We start from the raw sequence: 16,681 nt of genomic DNA, 5'->3' as shown, positions 1-16,681 counted from the left end.
CGGGAGGCTGGTGCATGGGCAGAGGAAGACCAGCGGCAGATCGACACTCGACCGCGGGCACGCCGCGGCCGGACACTTCTGCGCGTACGGGCCAGGCCTGACCGGCCATGACCACCGACGACCAGGCCCGGCCCCGCCTGAGCAGTGCTTGGAACACCACGCATCGCGACTTCGCACCGAACCGAGCCATGGTCGCCGCCGCGCTGGCGCAGCTCTCCTCCGAACACCGGGCCCTGCTGCGTCGTGCCTACTACTACGGCTGGAGCACCGAGCAGATCGCGGTCGATCTGGACATCGCGGACGGCAGCGTGAAGACGCAACTGCACTACGCGCTACGGACACTGCAACAGACACTGCGAGATATGGGAACGGTGCAATGACGTTCGACCACGAGTACGGCATGTGGGACGCCGCCTACGTGCTGGGGTCACTCTCGGATTCCGACCATGACGAGTTCGAGACACACCTGGACGAGTGCCCGTTCTGCCAGGACGCCGTCAGCGAGCTGTCCGAGATGCCGGCGGTGCTGTCGCTGTTGGATGAAGACGACTTCGCCGAATCCAACTACGTGACGGCCGACGGCGAGCTCAGCGCGGGTCTCGCAGCCGCGCGGGCCGGGGTCTCCCGTCAGGTGAACGGTGCTGCGGAACATCAACAGTCCGGTGCATCGGTGGCGGTGATCCAGCCGCCGGAGACGGTCTTCCCGATCTTTCGGTCCGGCAACTACGCCCCGGTCCCCGACGAGCTCACGGCTTTCGATCTGCCGGTCGAGGGCAGTATCCCGCCCGAACTGAACGGCTGGTATCTGCGTAACGGCCCCAACCCACGTGAAGCGGGCGGGCACTGGTGCACCGGCGACGGCATGGTCCACGGCGTTCGGCTGGAGAACGGCCGGGCCGCCTGGTACCGCAACCGCTGGGTGCGCACCGAGAGCTTCGAACAGCCCCTGCCGCTACTCAACCCCGACGGCAGTCGCAATCTGCACGCCAGCGTCGCCAACACCCACGTGATCCGCCACGCCGGCAAAACGCTTGCGCTGATGGACGCCTCGCTGCCCTACGAGATCACCAACGATCTTCAGACGCTGGGCGTCTACGACTTCGCCGGCAAGCTGGCCGATCCCATGGCGCCCCACCCCAAGATCTGCCCCACCACCGGCGAGATGCACTTCTTCGGCCACGGCGGCCTCGCCGAGCCGCACGTCAACTACTACCGCACCAGCGCCGACGGCACCTTGACCATCCGCCGCCCGATCGACGTCCCCGGGCTGACCCTGATGCACGACTTCGCGCTCACCGCGCAGCATGTGGTGTTCCTGGACCTACCGTTGGTGTTCAACCTGCAGGTTGCGCTCACCCGGCCCATCGAACGCGACCTGCCGTACCGGTGGGACGACGACTACGGCGCGCGCCTGGGGGTACTGCGCCGCGACGACCCCTTCGGTCCGGTTCGCTGGTTCGACATCGACCCGTGTTACGTCTTCCACGTCGCCAACGCCTTCGACGTGTCGACGGCGCACGGCGACGCGATCGTAATGCAGGTGGTCCGCTACCCGGAAATCTGGCGCGACAGCAGCGATTTCGAGACCGACGCCGCGCTGTGGCGCTGGACGATCGACTTGGACGCCGGCGTCGTACACGCGGTGCAACTCGACGACCGCGACATCGAGTTCCCCCGCGTCGACGACCGGCTGGTCGGCGCACAGGCCCGTTACGCCGTCGCCGTCAGCACAGACGGTCTGGTCCGCTACGACCTGGCGCGCGACAGCGCCGAGGTCTACCGGTTCGGCGTCAACGGCATGGCCGGCGCACCCGACGAGGCGGTGTTCGCCCCGGCACCGGGACAGACCGACGAGTCGGCCGGCTGGTATCTGACCTACGTCTACAGCCCGGTCCGCGAGTGCAGCGAGCTGGTGATCCTCAGCGCATCGGAGTTCGACGCCGAACCGGTCGCCCGGGTGCGGCTGCCGCGGCGCGTTCCGCACGGTTTTCACGGCAGCTGGATCCCTGACGGAGCATGAACCCGGCGGACACCCAGGTCGTGTCACTAGGCAGGAGGTGATCAGCTTGCCTCGCATCGGCATACCGCCGGACCACGAAGCCGCGCTGATGAAAGCGCTCTACGACGAGCACGCCGCGGTGTTGTGGCGCTATGCGCTGCGCCTGACCGGCGACGCCAGCCGCGCCGAAGACGTGGTGCAGGAGACCCTGCTGCGTGCCTGGCAGCACCCGGAGGTCATCGGCGACACCGAGCGGTCACCGCGGGCCTGGCTGTGCACCGTGGCGCGCAACATGATCATCGACGAACGGCGCAGTGCCCAGTTCCGCCACGTCGTCGCCTCGCTCGACGAGTCGACCACGCCGGAGCAACCCACCCGCGAAGAGGTGGACACCGCCCTGGACCGGATGTTGATCGCCGACGCCATGACCAGGCTGTCAGCGGAGCACCGGGCGGTGATCGAACGGTCGTATTACCGTGGATGGAGTACGGGGCAGACTGCCGAAGACCTGGGGATCGCCGAAGGAACGGTGAAATCACGCCTGCACTACGCGGTGCGGGCTTTGCGACTCGCCCTGCAGGAGATGGGGGTGACACGATGACATCGCCACGAGACCTCGGCCCGGCCTGCGGTCCGGCCGAGGACCAGCACCCGTACGCCATGTGGGATGCCGCCTACGTGCTCGGTTCGCTGTCCGCGGCCGACCGCCGGGAGTTCGAGGGACACCTGGCCAACTGTCCGCAGTGCCGGGACGCCGTCACCGAGATCAGCGGCGTGCCCGCCCTGCTGTCGCAGCTCGACGGCAACTGTGTGGCCGCGATCAACGACTCCGACGCCGCCGAGCCGCGCCCGCCGGCCAATCTATTGCCGGCACTGTTGACCGAGGTGCACCGGCGGCGCCGACGCACCCGGCTGATGACGTGGACAGCGTCGGCTGCGGCGGCCGCCGTGCTGGGGATCGGTGTCCTGATCGGCATCGGCTCATCGACGACGCCGTCTCCGCGCCACGATGCGGTGCCGATGGCGCAGGTGGGAACGACGGCGTTGGCCTCGACGGTGGCGGTCAAGAGCGAGTCCTGGGGCAGCTTGATCGACTTGAGCTGTGTCTGCCTGGCACCGGTGAACGCTCCCCACGACACCCTGGCGCTGGTGGTGGTCGGCCGCGACGGCAGCCAGACCCGACTGGCGACCTGGGTTGCCGAGCCCGGGCACACCGCGACGCCGGTCGGCAGCATCTCGACACCCTCAGATCAAATCGCCTCGGTCCAAGTGGTTTCAGCGGACAACGGCCAGGTCCTCCTGGAGCGCACGCTGTAAACACCCCGGGCCAGCCTGCTTCGAACCAATGCCCGCCGGAAACCGTGTCAATGACATCGTCACGAGTTAGGCGGGCAGATGTCCAGGATCGCTTCCGTGGCCGATTTCATCGTCGCCCAGCTGGCGGCCATGGGAGTCGGTCACATCTTCGGCGTCGACGGCGCGAATATCGAAGATCTTTACGACGCGGCGTATTTCCGTCCCGACATCACGGCGGTGCTGGCCAAGCATGAGTTCTCGGCCGCCACCATGGCCGACGGCTACAGCCGCAGCGGCGCGGGGCTGGGGGTGGTCGCCGCGACGTCGGGTGGGGGCGCCCTGAACCTGGTGGCCGGACTCGGCGAATCCTTGGCCAGCCGGGTTCCGGTGCTGGCGCTGGTGGGCCAGGCCCCGAGCACCTTGGACGGCCGGGGCAGTTTCCAAGACACCAGTGGCCGCAACGGTGCACTCGACGCGTCGGCCTTGTTCTCGGCGATGTCGGTGTTCTGCGAGCGGGTGATCGACCCCGAAGACATCGTGACCGCCTTGCCCCGTGCGATCGCCGCGGCACGCACCGGTGGACCCGCGGTGCTGTTGCTGCCCAAGGACGTTCAGCGGGCCACCGTCACGGCCAGCCCATACTGCAACGGCGGCAACACCGGCGGCGATCCTGCGGTGATCAGCGACCCGCATCCGATCGTCCACACGCTGCGCAACGCCCATGGGCCGGTGACGATCATCGCCGGCGAACAGGTGGCCCGCGACGACGCCCGCATCGAACTCGAGGACCTGCGGGCACTACTGCGCGCACGGGTGGTGTGCGTCCCCGACGCCAAGGATGTCTCGGGAACGTCGGGGCTGGGGTCGTCGGCGGCGCTGGGTGTGGCTGGCATCATGGGCCACCCCTCGGTCGTCGATGCGCTGACCGGCAGTGCGGTGTGTCTGGCGGTGGGCACCCGACTGTCGCTGACCGCCCGCGGCGGCCTCGAGGCGGCGCTGAGCTCCGTGCGCACCGTGTCGATCGGTTCGGCGCCGCCGTATGTTCCGTGCACCCACGTGCAGACGGCTGACCTGCGGGCGTCCCTGCGGTCGATCTGCCGGGAGCTCTCGGGCGCCGGGCGCCCCAGGTGGCTGCGGGTGCCTGAGACGGTGCCGCACACCGAGCTGAATCCGCCGTCCTACACCGGCCCGGGAGTGCGCTATCGCGACGCGATGGCCGTGCTGGACCGCGCGTTGCCTGCCGGGACCGACATCGTCGTCGACGCGGGCAACACCGGCGCCGCGGCCATCCACTACCTGCCGCCGCGGCGCGACGGCCGTTTCCTGGTCGCACTGGGGATGGGCGGGATGGGCTACAGCTTCGGAGCCGGGATCGGGATGGCTTTCGGCCGCGGTCGGCGCACCGTGGTGATCGCCGGCGACGGCGCGTTCTTCATGCACGGCATGGAGATCCACACCGCCGTGCAGTACCGGCTTCCGGTGCTGTTCGTGCTGCTGAACAACAACGCGCACGCCATGTGCGTCACCCGCGAGCAGCTCTTCTATGACGGCTTCTACAGCTACAACCGCTTCACGCCCAGCCAGCTCGGTGACGGCCTGGCGTCGATGTTCCCGGGGCTCAGCGCGATCGACGTGGACGACGCCGTGACATTCGGCGCGGTCGTGGAGTCGGCGTTGGACCGTGAGGGGCCCTCGGTGATCAGCGTCGAGTGCGCCGCTGACGAGATACCGCCGTTCGCGCCGTTCCTCTCCGCTGACGCGTCACCGAAAACCACTGCCCCAGTAGGACATAACGGCACAGTTCCAACCCACGAGGAGGATCAATTCGATGTCGCTACCAGCCCTCGCTGATATCAGCGTCCACACCGGCACGCCCGGGCCCATCGACGGTTTGGTCCGGGTCGAGACCAGTCCCCGGGAGGTCGCCACCCCGATCATCATGGAGATGATGCATTCGGTCTACCCCCACGACGTGGTGTTCGGCGACTACTGCACCGTCAACGACTACATCGACTGTCCGCCCGACGAATTGTTCGACTATCTCTCCGATACGCGATGCCTGGAAGAGTGGACCTACAGCCTGCGCGGCTTCACCCCCACCGACGAACCAGGCCTCTGGCTCGCCTATGACCGACTGGGTTCGGAGACCAAGATCTACACCCGCACCGTCTCCAATCGGGAAGCCCTCACGGTGGACTACCACTGCGCCTGGGATCAGCCCGACCACCTGTGGATGATCTACCTGATTCGGATCGTCGACGCCCAGGTGGTGCTGAACAAGCCCGGATCGGTTGTGCTGTGGACCAATTGCCATCACCCGTTCTACGACCACAACCCCTATCCGGACACCGCGCCGCCGCAGCGCCCGGTATGGGTCGGCGACTTCTGGGACATGTTCAGTGCCGGCCACCTCCTGGAACTGAAGAATCTGAAGGCGATTGCGGAATACCGGCACCACAACGGTCTGCCGGTCACCCCGTTCTGGATGCGATGAGGCGAAACATGTCCCAGCCCAGCGAAACCGAAGTCAGCCTGATCGACGTCTCCAGCTATCTTCCCGGCGAACCCATCGGCGCCGACTACTACACCAAGTACGCCGAGTCGGATGCGTTGCGCGACAACCTGATGTTCCGCGCGCCCCGACTTCGCCATCACGTAGGCGCCAACGAGTCCGCCGTCGACATGGTCGAGCAGGCAGCGCAGGGAATCATCGAGCGCCACGGCCGCGACGTCATCGAGAACGTCGACGTCTTGATCACCCACACCCAGTTGCCGGACATCCCGTTCTGCGGCGCGGGCGGCGGCATCGCCCACCGGTTGGGGATGCGTCCCTCCACCGTGCTGGATCTGAACAACGGCGGATGCGCCGCTTTCATCCTCGGGCTCAACATAGCCCGGCAGTTGTTGTCGGCCGGCGTGGGGCGCAGCGCCTTGATCGCGATCGCGCAGAACGCCGCCGGCCAAGTCTTCGATCATCCCGACGTGCGGGGTAAGTCGCAGGCGTCGGTTCCCGGTGACGGCGCCGCGGTAGGGCTGCTCACCCGATCCGACGCGTCGCCGATCCTCGACGTCGAGTGCCGAACCTACGGCCAGTACGCCGGCGACATGACCTACACGATCGATCCGCCCCGTAAGTGGTGGCAGCCCGGACCCGGCGCCCCCTACATCGGTTTCACCGAAGACAAGATCACCAAGGTGCTCGCGCGCGGTAACCGGCAGGTTCCCGAAGTCGCTCTCGCGGTCTGTCATCGCAACGGCCTGTCCCCCTCGGATATCGGACTCCTGGTCACCAACCAGCCCAACCGGGTCTTTCTGCGCAATTGGCGGGAAGCACTCGAAGTCCCCGAGTCGCGGCACGTCGACACCTTTGATGAGTGCGGCAACCTGTTCGGCGCCGGCATCCCGATCAATCTGGATCGGGCGATCACCGGCAACCGGCTGCAGCCGGGCGAGGTGGTGGTGATGGCCGGCTTCGCGCACGCCGGCGACTTCGCCGGTGCGGCGGCCATCCGATGGGGCGGACGGCCGCGATGACCTCGGCGGCGCACGCGGATTCGGTCACCACGCATCTTCGCAGCGCACTTCCGCCGGCGGTCGACCCGTGTGCGTTGTCGCTCAACGAGAACCCGCTACCGCCGCTTCCGGCGGTGCGCGCCGCGCTGGTTGACTTCATCGGGGCGGCCAACCGCTATCCGGACTTCCTGCCCACCCGGCTACGCCGACTGGTGGCAGACCACGCCGGCGTGGCCGAGGAGAACGTGGCGCTCGGACCGGGGGCATCCGGGCTGGCCATGCGGGTGCTGCAGGCGGTAGCAGCTCCTGGTGAGCGAATCGTACTGAGCAAGCCGACTTTTGAGGGCTATCCCGTTTTTGCGCAGATGGCCGGGCTGACCGCGGTCGACGTCCCCCTGGACAGCTACGGCCATCACGACCTGGCCGCGATGGCCCAGGCCGCCCAGGACGCCCGGGTGCTAGTGGTGTGCCGCCCGCACAACCCGACCGGAACCCTGGAGTCCGTCGCCGATGTCGAACGGCTGGTCGCCGACGTTCCCGCCGATACCATCGTGCTGCTCGACGAGGCCTACATCGAGTTCGTCGCACCGAGCCAGCGCATCGACGTCCCGAGACTCATTGCACGTTTCCCGAATGTGATTGTGCTGCGCACCTTTTCCAAGGCCTATGGCCTGGCCGGCCTACGAATCGGCTACGCGCTGGCGGCACCGGAGCTGGCCGGTCTGCTGTGGTCCATGCAGCTGCCGTTCGGCATCAGCGCCGGCTGCACGGTGGCGGTGGCCGCCTCCTACGCGGCCGAAGACCAACTGGAGCAGCGCATCGCGCATATCGTCGCCGAACGCAGCTACCTGCGGGCCCGGCTGCGGGCATCGGGTGCTTACACCACCGATTCCCACGCGAACTTTGTGTATCTGCCGGCGACGGGTCAGCCCTGGAGCGAGGTCTTCGCCGACAGCGGCCTGCGGGTCCGGAGCTATCCCGATGGGGCGGTGCGGATCACGGTCGGTTCCCGCGGCTCCACCCGGATGGTGTTGTCCGCCGTCGAGCGGACACTCAATGCGCCAGCAGATGCACCGCGTGGCCAAACGCCGCTGGCAGTGCGCAACACGCGGGGACCACAGCCCGTCGGGCCGGCTGCCACGCGCTGGCCAGCACCAGGCCGCGGGTGAGCAGGCGATAGCGGCGAGTGATCGAGTGCCAGGTGCGCTCGTAGGACGACGGGTTGTCGTCGACGATCGCCGCGACGGCGGCAGCGGCCTGTTTGACGGCCAGGCTGACGCCTTCACCGGTCAGCGCATCCTCGTAGCCGGCGGCGTCACCGACCAGCAGCACCCGGCCGACGACGCGGCGCGAAACCACTTGCCGCATAGGGCCGCAGCCGCGCGCGGGGCCACGTTGAGCATCGGCGAGGCGGGCCGCCAGGGCAGGAAACCAGTCGAGCTGCGGGCGGTGCGGCGACAAGATGGCGACGCCCACCAGGCCAGGTTCTACCGGCGTCACGTAGGCCTCCCCCCACCGCGACCAGTGCACCTCGACGAACTCCGACCACACCGGCACCTGGTAGTGCCATCGCAGCCCGTAGCGCCGCGGAGCGCCTGCGACACAGGAGATCCCGACGGCGCGGCGGACGGCGGAGTGCAGCCCGTCGGCGGCGACCAACCATCTGGCCCGAATGCCACCCGCCGTGACTCCCCCGGCGTCTTGAACGACGTTGTCCACCCGCGTGGCGATCCAGTCGACGTCGGTCTGCTTGGCCCGATCGGTCAGAGCGGCATGCAGGGTGGTGCGTCGCACGCCGCGCCCCGGGCCGTTGCGAAAGGACGCCTCGGCCCGGCGCTGCTCGTCGAGGTAGTTGACGCCGCGCAGCGGCATACCGACCGGGTCCACCCCAAGCGACTTCAGCACGGCCAGCCCACCGGGCATCAGGCCCTCCCCGCAGGCCTTGTCGATCGGGCTGGCCCGGGGATCGGCGACGATCACCGAAAGTCCCTGCTGCCGAGCGCACAACGCCGTGGCCAGTCCCCCCGGCCCGCCACCGACGATCAGCAGGTCGGCGTCGAAGCCGGTCACCGGCGCCCCAGCAAGACGTTCGCCGCCCGAATCCTCATGTCGAGGTCACGGTACCGCCGGGGCCGTGGTTCAACGGCGCGGCGTAGCTGGCGAATTCTGAACGGTGGGGCTGTCCACTACGTATCTTGTCGGGAGGGATGCCCGTCGGCATCTTCGGTTGACCATTTCGGCGGAAGGTCACTACGTGCTGCACCGGATCGCCCTGCTGGCCCTCGCCGCTCCACGCCGCGTCCTAGCCCTGGCCGGGCTGGTGATGGTCGCAGCCGCGGTATTCGGGATCCCGGTGGCCGACAAGCTGTCCGCGGGCGGCTTTCAGGACCCCGGGTCGGAGTCCGCGCAGGCCACTGCGTTGTTGACCGACAAGTTCGGCCAGAGTGACCAGCAGCTGCTGATTCTGGTGAGTTCACCCGACGGAGCCGACAGCGAACGGGCCCGCACGGTCGGCACCGAGATCGCCGGACAGCTGCAGCAGTCGCCGTTGGTCTTCAACGTCGCCTCGCCGTGGACGGATCCGCCGTCGGCGGCCGCCCGACTCATCAGCACCGACGGCTCCGCCGGCCTGATCGTGGCCAACCTCAGAGGCGGCGAGAACGACGCGCAGAAGTACGCCCGCACCCTGGCCGACCAGGTGGCGCACGACCGGGACGGGGTCAGCGTTCGCGCCGGCGGTGGTGCGATGGTCTACGCGCAGATCAATCACCAGAATCAACATGACCTGCTGCTGATGGAGTCGATCGCGATCCCGCTGAGCTTCGCGGTGCTGGTGTGGGTGTTCGGCGGTCTGTTGGCCGCGGCATTGCCCGTCGCGCTCGGCGGTCTGGCCATCGTGGGCTCGATGGCGGTGCTGCGGCTGATCACGCTGGGCACCGATGTGTCGATCTTCGCGATGAACCTGACCACCGCGATGGGCTTGGCACTGGCGATCGACTACACGCTGCTGATCATCAACCGCTACCGCGACGAGCTGGCCGAGGGCGCCGCCCCCGATCGCGCGCTGATCCGAACCATGGCCACCGCCGGGCGCACCGTGTTGTTCTCGGCGATCACGGTCGCGCTGTCGATGGCGGCCATGGTGTTGTTCCCGATGTACTTCCTCAAGTCGTTCGCCTACGCCGGGGTGGCGACGGTGACGTTCGTGGCGCTCGCCGCGACCACGGTGACGCCGGCGGCGATCGCGCTGCTGGGACCCCGGCTCGACGCCCTGGATCTGCATCGCCCCATTCGCCGGTTGTTGCGGCGGCCCGCGCCCGTCGCCCGCCCGATTGAGCAGGGATTCTGGTACCGGTCAACGAAGTTCGTGGCCCGCCACGCGGTGCCGATCGGTCTGGTGGTGGTCACGCTGTTGGTGTCGGTCGGAGTGCCGTTCCTCGGGGTGAGGTGGGGCTACCCCGATGACCGGGTGCTGCCGAGTACCGCGTCGGCGCACCAGGTCGGCGACGCACTGCGCGAGCGGTTCGCCGACGACTCCGACCGGGCGGTGCCGATCGTGGTCCGTGACGCGCACAGCGTTGCGCCCGAGGAGCTGGACCGCTATGCCGTCGAGCTGTCCCGGGTACCGGAGGTGTCGTCGGTGTCGGCGCCGACCGGCACCTTCGTCAACGGCGAGCGGGTCGGCGATCCCGCAGCGGCTACCGGGATCAAGGACGACACCGTGTTGCTGACGGTCGCCAGCACCGCCCCGCTGTTTTCACAGCGTTCCGAAACCCAGCTCGATCTGCTGCACCAGGTGCCGGGCCCGGGCCAGCGTCCGGTACAGATGGCCGGGCTGGCGCAGATCAACCGCGACAGCGTCAATGCGATCACCGACCGGCTGCCTCTGGTCATGGGGCTGATCGCCGCCATCACCTTCGCGCTGCTGTTCCTGCTGACCGGCAGCGTGGTGATGCCGCTCAAGGCGCTGATCCTCAACATCTTGTCGCTGGCCGCCGCGTTCGGAGCACTGGTCTGGATATTCCAGGACGGGCATCTCGGAGCGTTGGGCACGACGCCCACCGGCATGTTGGTCGCCAACGTGCCGGTGTTGTTGTTCTGCATCTCATTCGGGCTGTCGATGGACTACGAGGTGTTCCTGGTGTCCCGGATCCGGGAGTACTGGCTGGCCTCGGGTCGCACCCGCGCCGACAACGACGAGAGTGTGTCGCTCGGGGTGGCGCACACCGCGCGGGTGATCACCGCCGCAGCGCTGATCATGTCGATCTCGTTCGCTGCGTTGATCGCCGCGCAGGTGTCGTTCATGCGGATGCTCGGGCTCGGTCTGACGCTGGCGGTGCTGGTGGATGCCACCCTGATCCGGATGGTTTTGGTGCCGGCGTTCATGCACCTGATGGGCAGTTGGAACTGGTGGGCGCCCGGCCCGCTGGCCTGGCTGGCGCGGCGCTTCGAGATCAGTGAGAACGGCGGTTCAACGGGTCGCCATGCCGCGCCGCCGGGGCTTCGGACCCCGCACGTGCCGGCGCATCACGGTGCGCATCGGGCTCACCGGGGCACGCACGAGGCCGCGTTGTCCACCCCGGATTAGGCCGGACACGGCCGCCTACTCGTCGCAGGCCGAACGCATTCCGGTGTACCCGAAGTCGTCGCCCTTCCACAGCAGCGGTTCGCGAAGGTCCGTCGCCAGTGCATACGAAAGACAGTCACCGAAGTTCAACCCCGCAGGATGGCCGCTGCCCTTGCCGAAATCCGCGTAGGCCTGCCTGGCGAGCCTGGCTTGTCGTTCGGTGACCGGCTCGATGACAAAACCGGCGTCGTCGAGGAGTTCATCCAAGGCTCTGCTGATGATCGGATCGCGCTGCGAATCCAAGACGATCCCACATTCGAGGTACGCCGCCGCGGACAGCCGACGCGATTGCGCCCCGGCGATGGCCCGGGCGTAGCGGGGCGCGTCATCTTCATCCCGAAGGATCGCGATGATCGCCGACGTGTCGACGATCATGGCATTCCGTGTTGGTCATAGAGCAGAGTGCCGTGGTCCAGCCGCTTGGTTTCCGGGCTCATCCGGGCGGCGGTCCGCCTTCCGATGGCCAGTAGCCGCGCGGCGGCGGCGTCCGCCTGCACGTGGACAAGCCGGTCGCGCACCGCGGTGGCCACCGCCTGCGCCTGGGATTCGCCGGTGATCCGGGCGATCTCTTTGACCGCTTCATGAACCGCTGGATCTTTGATGTTCAACGCCATGATTGGTACCCTCCTACCATTGAAATGGTACCTTGGTAGTCAGTTCGCGGCCGACGCCAACTTGCGTAGCCCTTTGAATGCCTTGTCGAACAGCCGGTCGTCGTCGCTGACGTGCAACATGATGGGCTCCAGCTCAATGTGGCCGCGCGCGTAGCACATCACCTCGGGCATCTCACCGACTCGCTCGACGAATTCGTCGATGAAGTTGCGGTAGCCGTCCAGCGGAGCGTCGAAGACACGGGCGCAATCACGAACCACGCCCGCGTGTTCGCTGAGGACCTCTACTCCGCGACAGCGCTCGGCCAGGTTCAGGATCCGCTCGTGGAGGTCCATCAGCCGGTTGGCCGCATGCACGATGGCGTCGGCGTCGGCGCTATCTTCATCGACGGGGTCACCGAACATCCGGGTGAACCCGCTGCTGAGCATCAACTCCTCCATCCGGCCGACGAGCGCGGACAGCTGATCCAGGAGGTCGGTCAGGTACTGCGCCAGCTTGAATCCGCTGTGGATGCGGGCGCCGCGGATCCGGGCATAGCCCAGTTGCTGATCGCGCAGTCGTTCGGTCAGCGATGTGCGCCGCTGCACCAGCACAGAGGCGAACACGGCATAGCGCCAGCAGGCGGGCCGTTCGGCGATCAACGTGGCCAGGTCTTCCGCGGTGTAGGCCACTGCGGCCACCTTCGGCGGTTCGCCTGGTTCTGCGGCGATCTCGTCCAGCTGCGGTTGTTCGGAGACGTGGCGCATCAACGCCGCGCCATCGGCTCCGTATAAGCCCCGGGCGTCGCCGCGAAGTGCCCAGTGGTGCTGCCGGTCGGCCCGCTCGCGAATCTCATCGCGGCGCCGCGCGGCAATCGCCCGTTGCCGATTGATCTGGGGACCCACTAGGTAGCCGACGTACCCGAGCCCGGCCAGGACCAGGATCACGATGACCCACCCGATCGAAGCGTTCATGGCTGTGACGCTACGAGCAGGGTCTGACAGCTCAAGTCCCGCAGAACGTGCGGTAGGCACCGAACTCCGGCGGTGCCGGCGCGGCGTATGCCTCCAGGCCGTCGCGCTCGCGGTAGGGATCAGTGATCACGCCGAGCAGCTTTTCCACCGGCGCCAGGTCGCCGCGCATCGCGGACGTCAACGCCTGCTCCACCAGGTGATTGCGCGCAATGTAGACCGGGTTGACCCGGTCCATTGCGTCGACGTCGGGCCGCATGGCCCGCCAGCGCTGCAGCCAGTCACCGAACACCGCGGGCAGTGCGTCGGTGTCACCGCGCCCGGCCGCCGCCAGCTGCCGGAAGAACGAGGTGTAGTCCACCTGATTGTCGGTCATGAGCGCCAACGCCTGGTCGATCAGCGCGGCGGCCTCCACGCTGGCGGACAGCCCGAACTTCGCCAGCATCCCCGCCGACCAGAGACCGTGGTAGCGCGGCATGAACCCTTCGAGGGTTTCGACCGCCACCGACAGCGCCAGCTCCTCGGTGGCGGCGAGCAGCGGCAGGATGGTCTCGGCGAACCGGGCCAGGTTCCATTGCGCGACCAGCGGCTGGTTGCCGTAGGCGTAGCGCCCGGCGTAGTCGATGGAGCTGAACACCGTCGCCGGGTCGTAAGCCTCCATGAATGCGCACGGCCCGTAATCGATGGTCTCCCCGGAGATGGTCATGTTGTCGGTGTTCATCACCCCGTGCACGAATCCGACGTGCATCCACTTCGCGATCAGCGACGCCTGGGCCTCAAGCACCCCCTGAAACATTGCCAGGTAAGGGTTTTCGCCGTGTACGGCATCGGGGTAGTGCCGGGCAATCGCGTAGTCGGCCAACCGCCGCAGCAGCCCCAGGTCACCGGTGGCACGGGCCTGTTGGGCGACGAGTTGGAAGCTGCCGACCCGCAGGTGGCTGGCGGCGATGCGGGTCAGTACCGCCCCGGGCAGCGGGGTCTCCCGTTGCACCTGAGCTCCGGTGGCGACCACGGCCAGGGAACGGGTGGTGGGGATCCCCAGAGCGTGCATGGCTTCGCTGATCACGTATTCGCGCAGCATCGGGCCGACCACGGCCAGGCCGTCGCCGCCGCGGGCGAACGGGGTGGGCCCGGAGCCCTTGAGGTGGATGTCGTGTCGGTGGTCACCGCCGAGTTCGCCGAGCAGCAGGGCGCGGCCGTCACCGAGCAGCGGCACGTAATTGCCGAACTGGTGTCCGGCGTAGGCCTGGGCCACCGGGGTGGCACCGTCGGGAACGACGTTACCGGTCAACAGCTTTAGACCGTCGGGACTTTTCAGCCAGGCCGGGTCCAAGCCCAGTTCGGCGGCTAGGCCCTCGTTGAGTACCAGCAGCTTGGGTTCTGGTGGGGTGGCGGCCTGCCAGGGCTGGGCGAGTTCGGGGAACTCGCGGGCGAAGTCGGCGGTCAGAATCGGGGACGCCATCTGGCCAGCCTACGGGCAGATCAGGCGGTGCCGAGTAGAGCGGCGACGCCGGCCGCGTCGGGCACAACGTGGGTGATGTCGGGGATGTCGCTGAACGCAGCGTCGGCCGAGACCAGGGTTGACGCGGCGGGTTTGGCGGCGGCAGCCAGGACCGCATGGAAGGCGCCAACACCCGGGGTCGTTTCGAACATCGTCAGTCCACGCTCGAGGTCCTCAGCGGTGACGCCGACCAGCGGCCACAGCAATTCGACGTAGCTTCGGCCCAGCGCGACAGCATCCCGGCGTTCGCGCCCGCGGGCGCGAACATGAACGAGCTCCTGGATCGCTTCGACACCGCTCAAGTCACTTCCACCACTTCCGCACCGCCGGAGCCGGTGTGTGTGATGTTCGAATCGGATAGCGGTGGCGATATCACCCGCGGATGCACAGGCCGGATCACCGCTACCGCCCACGGTGTTCCGGTGATCACCCGGGACCGCTCCTACCCGCCAGCGGAACTAACCTTGCCACGGTGACGGAACAGCGCCGCTGGGACACCGCGAAGACAGCGGCATGGCGGATCGGGACCGCCCTCGTCGTCGCCGCGATCTTCATCGGCCTGTACCAGGTCAACCGCGCCCATCCGATACGCCCACAGATCCCGATCCCGTCGGCGCACGCGATCGGACCGGGCATCGGCATCAACGTCTCCCCCGTCGGCGATTCAGCCGGCATCAGTTGCACCACCGGCTTCCTGGTGCGCACCCGCGACGGCCGACCCGGCCTGCTGGTAGCCGGGCACTGCAACCCGGGCGGCGGGCCGGGGCAGGTGGTGATCCGTCACGGCGGCGCCTTCGCCTATCGCACGATCGGCACGTTCACCGAGACCGTCAACGACGGCAGCAACTGGGATGACTACGACATCGGACTGATCACCCTGGACGATCCGGGCAAGATCCCCTTGACGTCGGTCGTCGACGGGCATCCGGTGACCGGGTCAGCCGACTACGTAGCGGTCGGTGATGTGCTGTGTCACTACGGAATCCGCAGTCGCGGCGCGGTATGCGGTCCGGTGGTGTCCAGCGAGACGAACAAGGTCCGGTTTGAAGCCGGCGGTACCTGCGGCGACTCCGGCGGGCCGGTGTACCGACTACGTAACGACGGCACCGCCGAGGCGGTCGGCATCTACATCGCGGTTTCTGACGGCACCTACTCCGAGCCCAAGTGCGAAGACCCGCACCCCTTCTCGATCGCCCAGACCATCACTCCGTGGCTGTCGGCCTGGGAGCTGACCCTGGACACCACCACGGGCCGCTGACGCGCCGTCGCGGTGCTGGCGGCAGTCACACAATGCTCGTAACCTGGTCAAACAAGGTCCAGGAGGGCAGTGCGATGAGTGTGTCAGTGCAATCTCAGGCCAGGACGCGGTTGTTCGCTCGGGTGATCGGCCCGTTCCTGATCATCCTCACCGTGACGGCGCTATTTCGCGCGCCGCAGGTGTGGGAACGCGCCTCGGAATACCGGGCCGACCCGCTATGGCTGTGGTCGACCGGAGCGTTCACCCTGCTGGCCGGCTTGATTGTCCTGGCGCTGCACCCGTATTGGCGCGGCGCGGCTGCCGTCTGCGTCTCGCTGACGGGCTGGATCACCACGCTCAAAGGGCTTGCGTTGGTGGTGTTTCCCGACGGCGGTATGTCGGCGGCGAACGTCGCGATGCGCGCTGAAGGCTGGACGCGCGCGGCCTACGTGCTGTTCGCGCTGATCGGGCTGTATCTGACCTACGTCGGCTGGACGCCGTCGCGGGATCGGGAGCCCAGTAGCCAATACGTCGGACCCTAGCTGGTTGCCGCGGCGCGAATTCGCCGCAACAAATAGTTTGTCGCAACAACGTGCATCCGCGTTCCGATCACCAGGGCGCGATAGACACGGCCATGAAGTCCGGGAAAGGCCGCGTAGCTGTGGGCGTGCACTCGCGTCGCACCACCCTGCTCGTCGGTGAGCTCGAACACCAGTCGATAGCGCGAAAATCGATGCTGCCCAGCCAGATCAATCCGTTCCGGCTCAACGCCTTCGGCCACTTCGAAGCCGGCACGGGGCCGCAGGCCGAGCGGCGCGAGAAGCGGATTGCGTTCGTTGTCGTGCAACATGGCCTCGACATACCGCTGCAGGGCGCTCCACACCCGGTCGCGCGGCGCGTCGATCCGTAGCGTGTGCTCGTCGATGTAGGGCAGGTCGATGGTCAT

Annotated in this window: 18 protein-coding genes; 11 read left to right on the top strand and 7 right to left on the bottom strand. The window is 67.7% G+C overall.

Translation table 11 applies throughout. The features are described from left to right. Positions 1-107: 107 nt before the first annotated feature. The 8 genes from ABW16_RS19895 (at position 108) to ABW16_RS19860 (ending at position 7,977) form a co-directional block, all read left to right on the top strand. The gene (locus ABW16_RS19895; RefSeq protein ID WP_052957017.1) at positions 108-380 is read left to right on the top strand and encodes a sigma factor-like helix-turn-helix DNA-binding protein; all 273 of its coding nucleotides are present in this window, start codon (positions 108-110) and stop codon (positions 378-380) included. Then, complete coding sequence (locus ABW16_RS19890; RefSeq protein WP_200900692.1) at positions 377-2,020, top strand: carotenoid oxygenase family protein; 1,644 nt, start codon at positions 377-379, stop codon at positions 2,018-2,020. The genes ABW16_RS19895 and ABW16_RS19890 overlap by 4 nt, the downstream gene beginning before the upstream one ends. Positions 2,021-2,108: 88 nt before the next feature. After that, on the top strand, positions 2,109-2,600 hold the full coding sequence (locus ABW16_RS19885; RefSeq protein ID WP_047320957.1) for a sigma-70 family RNA polymerase sigma factor: 492 nt from the start codon (positions 2,109-2,111) through the stop codon (positions 2,598-2,600). Continuing rightward, positions 2,597-3,316: an anti-sigma factor family protein gene (locus ABW16_RS19880; protein ID WP_047320916.1), complete on the top strand. Its 720-nt coding sequence runs from the start codon at positions 2,597-2,599 to the stop codon at positions 3,314-3,316. Before ABW16_RS19885 ends, ABW16_RS19880 begins: the two co-directional genes overlap by 4 nt. A 78-nt stretch (positions 3,317-3,394) precedes the next feature. After that, entirely contained in the window at positions 3,395-5,146 is a 1,752-nt protein-coding gene (locus ABW16_RS19875) for a thiamine pyrophosphate-binding protein (RefSeq protein ID WP_047320915.1), read from the top strand. Further along, the gene (locus ABW16_RS19870) at positions 5,124-5,789 is read left to right on the top strand and encodes a hypothetical protein (protein ID WP_047320914.1); all 666 of its coding nucleotides are present in this window, start codon (positions 5,124-5,126) and stop codon (positions 5,787-5,789) included. Before ABW16_RS19875 ends, ABW16_RS19870 begins: the two co-directional genes overlap by 23 nt. Positions 5,790-5,797: 8 nt before the next feature. After that, a complete protein-coding gene (locus ABW16_RS19865) occupies positions 5,798-6,829 on the top strand; it encodes a 3-oxoacyl-ACP synthase III family protein (protein WP_047320913.1) in 1,032 nt (343 codons plus the stop codon). Then, positions 6,826-7,977, top strand: coding sequence for an aminotransferase class I/II-fold pyridoxal phosphate-dependent enzyme (locus ABW16_RS19860; protein ID WP_109519692.1), 1,152 nt, complete (start codon positions 6,826-6,828; stop codon positions 7,975-7,977). The genes ABW16_RS19865 and ABW16_RS19860 overlap by 4 nt, the downstream gene beginning before the upstream one ends. Here the strand turns inward: ABW16_RS19860 and ABW16_RS19855 are convergent. After that, the gene (locus ABW16_RS19855; RefSeq protein ID WP_047320912.1) at positions 7,862-8,878 is read right to left on the bottom strand and encodes an NAD(P)/FAD-dependent oxidoreductase; all 1,017 of its coding nucleotides are present in this window, start codon (positions 8,876-8,878) and stop codon (positions 7,862-7,864) included. The genes ABW16_RS19860 and ABW16_RS19855 overlap by 116 nt on opposite strands. Before the next feature lie 184 nt (positions 8,879-9,062). Between ABW16_RS19855 and ABW16_RS19850 the strand changes: the two genes are divergently transcribed. After that, the gene (locus ABW16_RS19850; RefSeq protein WP_082134226.1) at positions 9,063-11,396 is read left to right on the top strand and encodes an MMPL family transporter; all 2,334 of its coding nucleotides are present in this window, start codon (positions 9,063-9,065) and stop codon (positions 11,394-11,396) included. A gap of 15 nt (positions 11,397-11,411) precedes the next feature. Here ABW16_RS19850 and ABW16_RS19845 read toward each other — a convergent pair whose 3' ends face one another. Genes ABW16_RS19845 through ABW16_RS19825 form a run of 5 tightly spaced genes read right to left on the bottom strand, consistent with a single transcriptional unit; the run spans position 11,412 to position 14,800 of the window. After that, on the bottom strand, positions 11,412-11,810 hold the full coding sequence (locus ABW16_RS19845) for a type II toxin-antitoxin system VapC family toxin (RefSeq protein WP_047320911.1): 399 nt from the start codon (positions 11,808-11,810) through the stop codon (positions 11,412-11,414). Beyond that, the gene (locus ABW16_RS19840; protein WP_047320910.1) at positions 11,807-12,049 is read right to left on the bottom strand and encodes a type II toxin-antitoxin system VapB family antitoxin; all 243 of its coding nucleotides are present in this window, start codon (positions 12,047-12,049) and stop codon (positions 11,807-11,809) included. Before ABW16_RS19840 ends, ABW16_RS19845 begins: the two co-directional genes overlap by 4 nt. A gap of 39 nt (positions 12,050-12,088) precedes the next feature. Next, on the bottom strand, positions 12,089-13,000 hold the full coding sequence (locus tag ABW16_RS19835) for a hypothetical protein (RefSeq protein WP_109519688.1): 912 nt from the start codon (positions 12,998-13,000) through the stop codon (positions 12,089-12,091). Positions 13,001-13,031: 31 nt separating this feature from the next. Beyond that, positions 13,032-14,459: a protein adenylyltransferase SelO gene (locus ABW16_RS19830; protein WP_047320909.1), complete on the bottom strand. Its 1,428-nt coding sequence runs from the start codon at positions 14,457-14,459 to the stop codon at positions 13,032-13,034. 20 nt (positions 14,460-14,479) lie between these two features. Beyond that, entirely contained in the window at positions 14,480-14,800 is a 321-nt protein-coding gene (locus tag ABW16_RS19825; protein WP_233424822.1) for a hypothetical protein, read from the bottom strand. Positions 14,801-14,970: 170 nt separating this feature from the next. On the opposite strand from ABW16_RS19825, the gene ABW16_RS19820 reads away from it, so the two are divergent. Further along, positions 14,971-15,756, top strand: coding sequence for a chymotrypsin family serine protease (locus ABW16_RS19820; protein WP_047320908.1), 786 nt, complete (start codon positions 14,971-14,973; stop codon positions 15,754-15,756). Positions 15,757-15,830: 74 nt separating this feature from the next. After that, positions 15,831-16,277: a hypothetical protein gene (locus ABW16_RS19815; protein WP_047320952.1), complete on the top strand. Its 447-nt coding sequence runs from the start codon at positions 15,831-15,833 to the stop codon at positions 16,275-16,277. On the opposite strand, the gene ABW16_RS19810 is transcribed toward ABW16_RS19815, so the two are convergent. Next, complete coding sequence (locus tag ABW16_RS19810; protein WP_047320951.1) at positions 16,274-16,681, bottom strand: SRPBCC family protein; 408 nt, start codon at positions 16,679-16,681, stop codon at positions 16,274-16,276. The genes ABW16_RS19815 and ABW16_RS19810 overlap by 4 nt on opposite strands.

The sequence above is a fragment of the Mycolicibacter heraklionensis genome (assembly GCF_001021505.1).
Classification (GTDB): Bacteria; Actinomycetota; Actinomycetes; order Mycobacteriales; family Mycobacteriaceae; genus Mycobacterium; species Mycobacterium heraklionense.
Note: the sequence above shows the minus strand (reverse complement) of the source record. Positions and strands in the feature narration are given on the sequence as shown.

Bases quoted from the DNA above. Each gene is read 5' to 3' on its own strand.
- ABW16_RS19895 (WP_052957017.1), top strand. From the start codon at position 108: ATGACCACCGACGACCAGGCCCGGCCCCGCCTGAGCAGTGCTTGGAAC.
- ABW16_RS19890 (WP_200900692.1), top strand. From the start codon at position 377: ATGACGTTCGACCACGAGTACGGCATGTGGGACGCCGCCTACGTGCTG.
- ABW16_RS19885 (WP_047320957.1), top strand. From the start codon at position 2,109: ATGAAAGCGCTCTACGACGAGCACGCCGCGGTGTTGTGGCGCTATGCG.
- ABW16_RS19880 (WP_047320916.1), top strand. From the start codon at position 2,597: ATGACATCGCCACGAGACCTCGGCCCGGCCTGCGGTCCGGCCGAGGAC.
- ABW16_RS19875 (WP_047320915.1), top strand. From the start codon at position 3,395: ATGTCCAGGATCGCTTCCGTGGCCGATTTCATCGTCGCCCAGCTGGCG.
- ABW16_RS19870 (WP_047320914.1), top strand. From the start codon at position 5,124: ATGTCGCTACCAGCCCTCGCTGATATCAGCGTCCACACCGGCACGCCC.
- ABW16_RS19865 (WP_047320913.1), top strand. From the start codon at position 5,798: ATGTCCCAGCCCAGCGAAACCGAAGTCAGCCTGATCGACGTCTCCAGC.
- ABW16_RS19860 (WP_109519692.1), top strand. From the start codon at position 6,826: ATGACCTCGGCGGCGCACGCGGATTCGGTCACCACGCATCTTCGCAGC.
- ABW16_RS19845 (WP_047320911.1), bottom strand. From the start codon at position 11,810: ATGATCGTCGACACGTCGGCGATCATCGCGATCCTTCGGGATGAAGAT.
- ABW16_RS19840 (WP_047320910.1), bottom strand. From the start codon at position 12,049: ATGGCGTTGAACATCAAAGATCCAGCGGTTCATGAAGCGGTCAAAGAG.
- ABW16_RS19835 (WP_109519688.1), bottom strand. From the start codon at position 13,000: ATGAACGCTTCGATCGGGTGGGTCATCGTGATCCTGGTCCTGGCCGGG.
- ABW16_RS19830 (WP_047320909.1), bottom strand. From the start codon at position 14,459: ATGGCGTCCCCGATTCTGACCGCCGACTTCGCCCGCGAGTTCCCCGAA.
- ABW16_RS19815 (WP_047320952.1), top strand. From the start codon at position 15,831: ATGAGTGTGTCAGTGCAATCTCAGGCCAGGACGCGGTTGTTCGCTCGG.
- ABW16_RS19810 (WP_047320951.1), bottom strand. From the start codon at position 16,681: ATGACCATCGACCTGCCCTACATCGACGAGCACACGCTACGGATCGAC.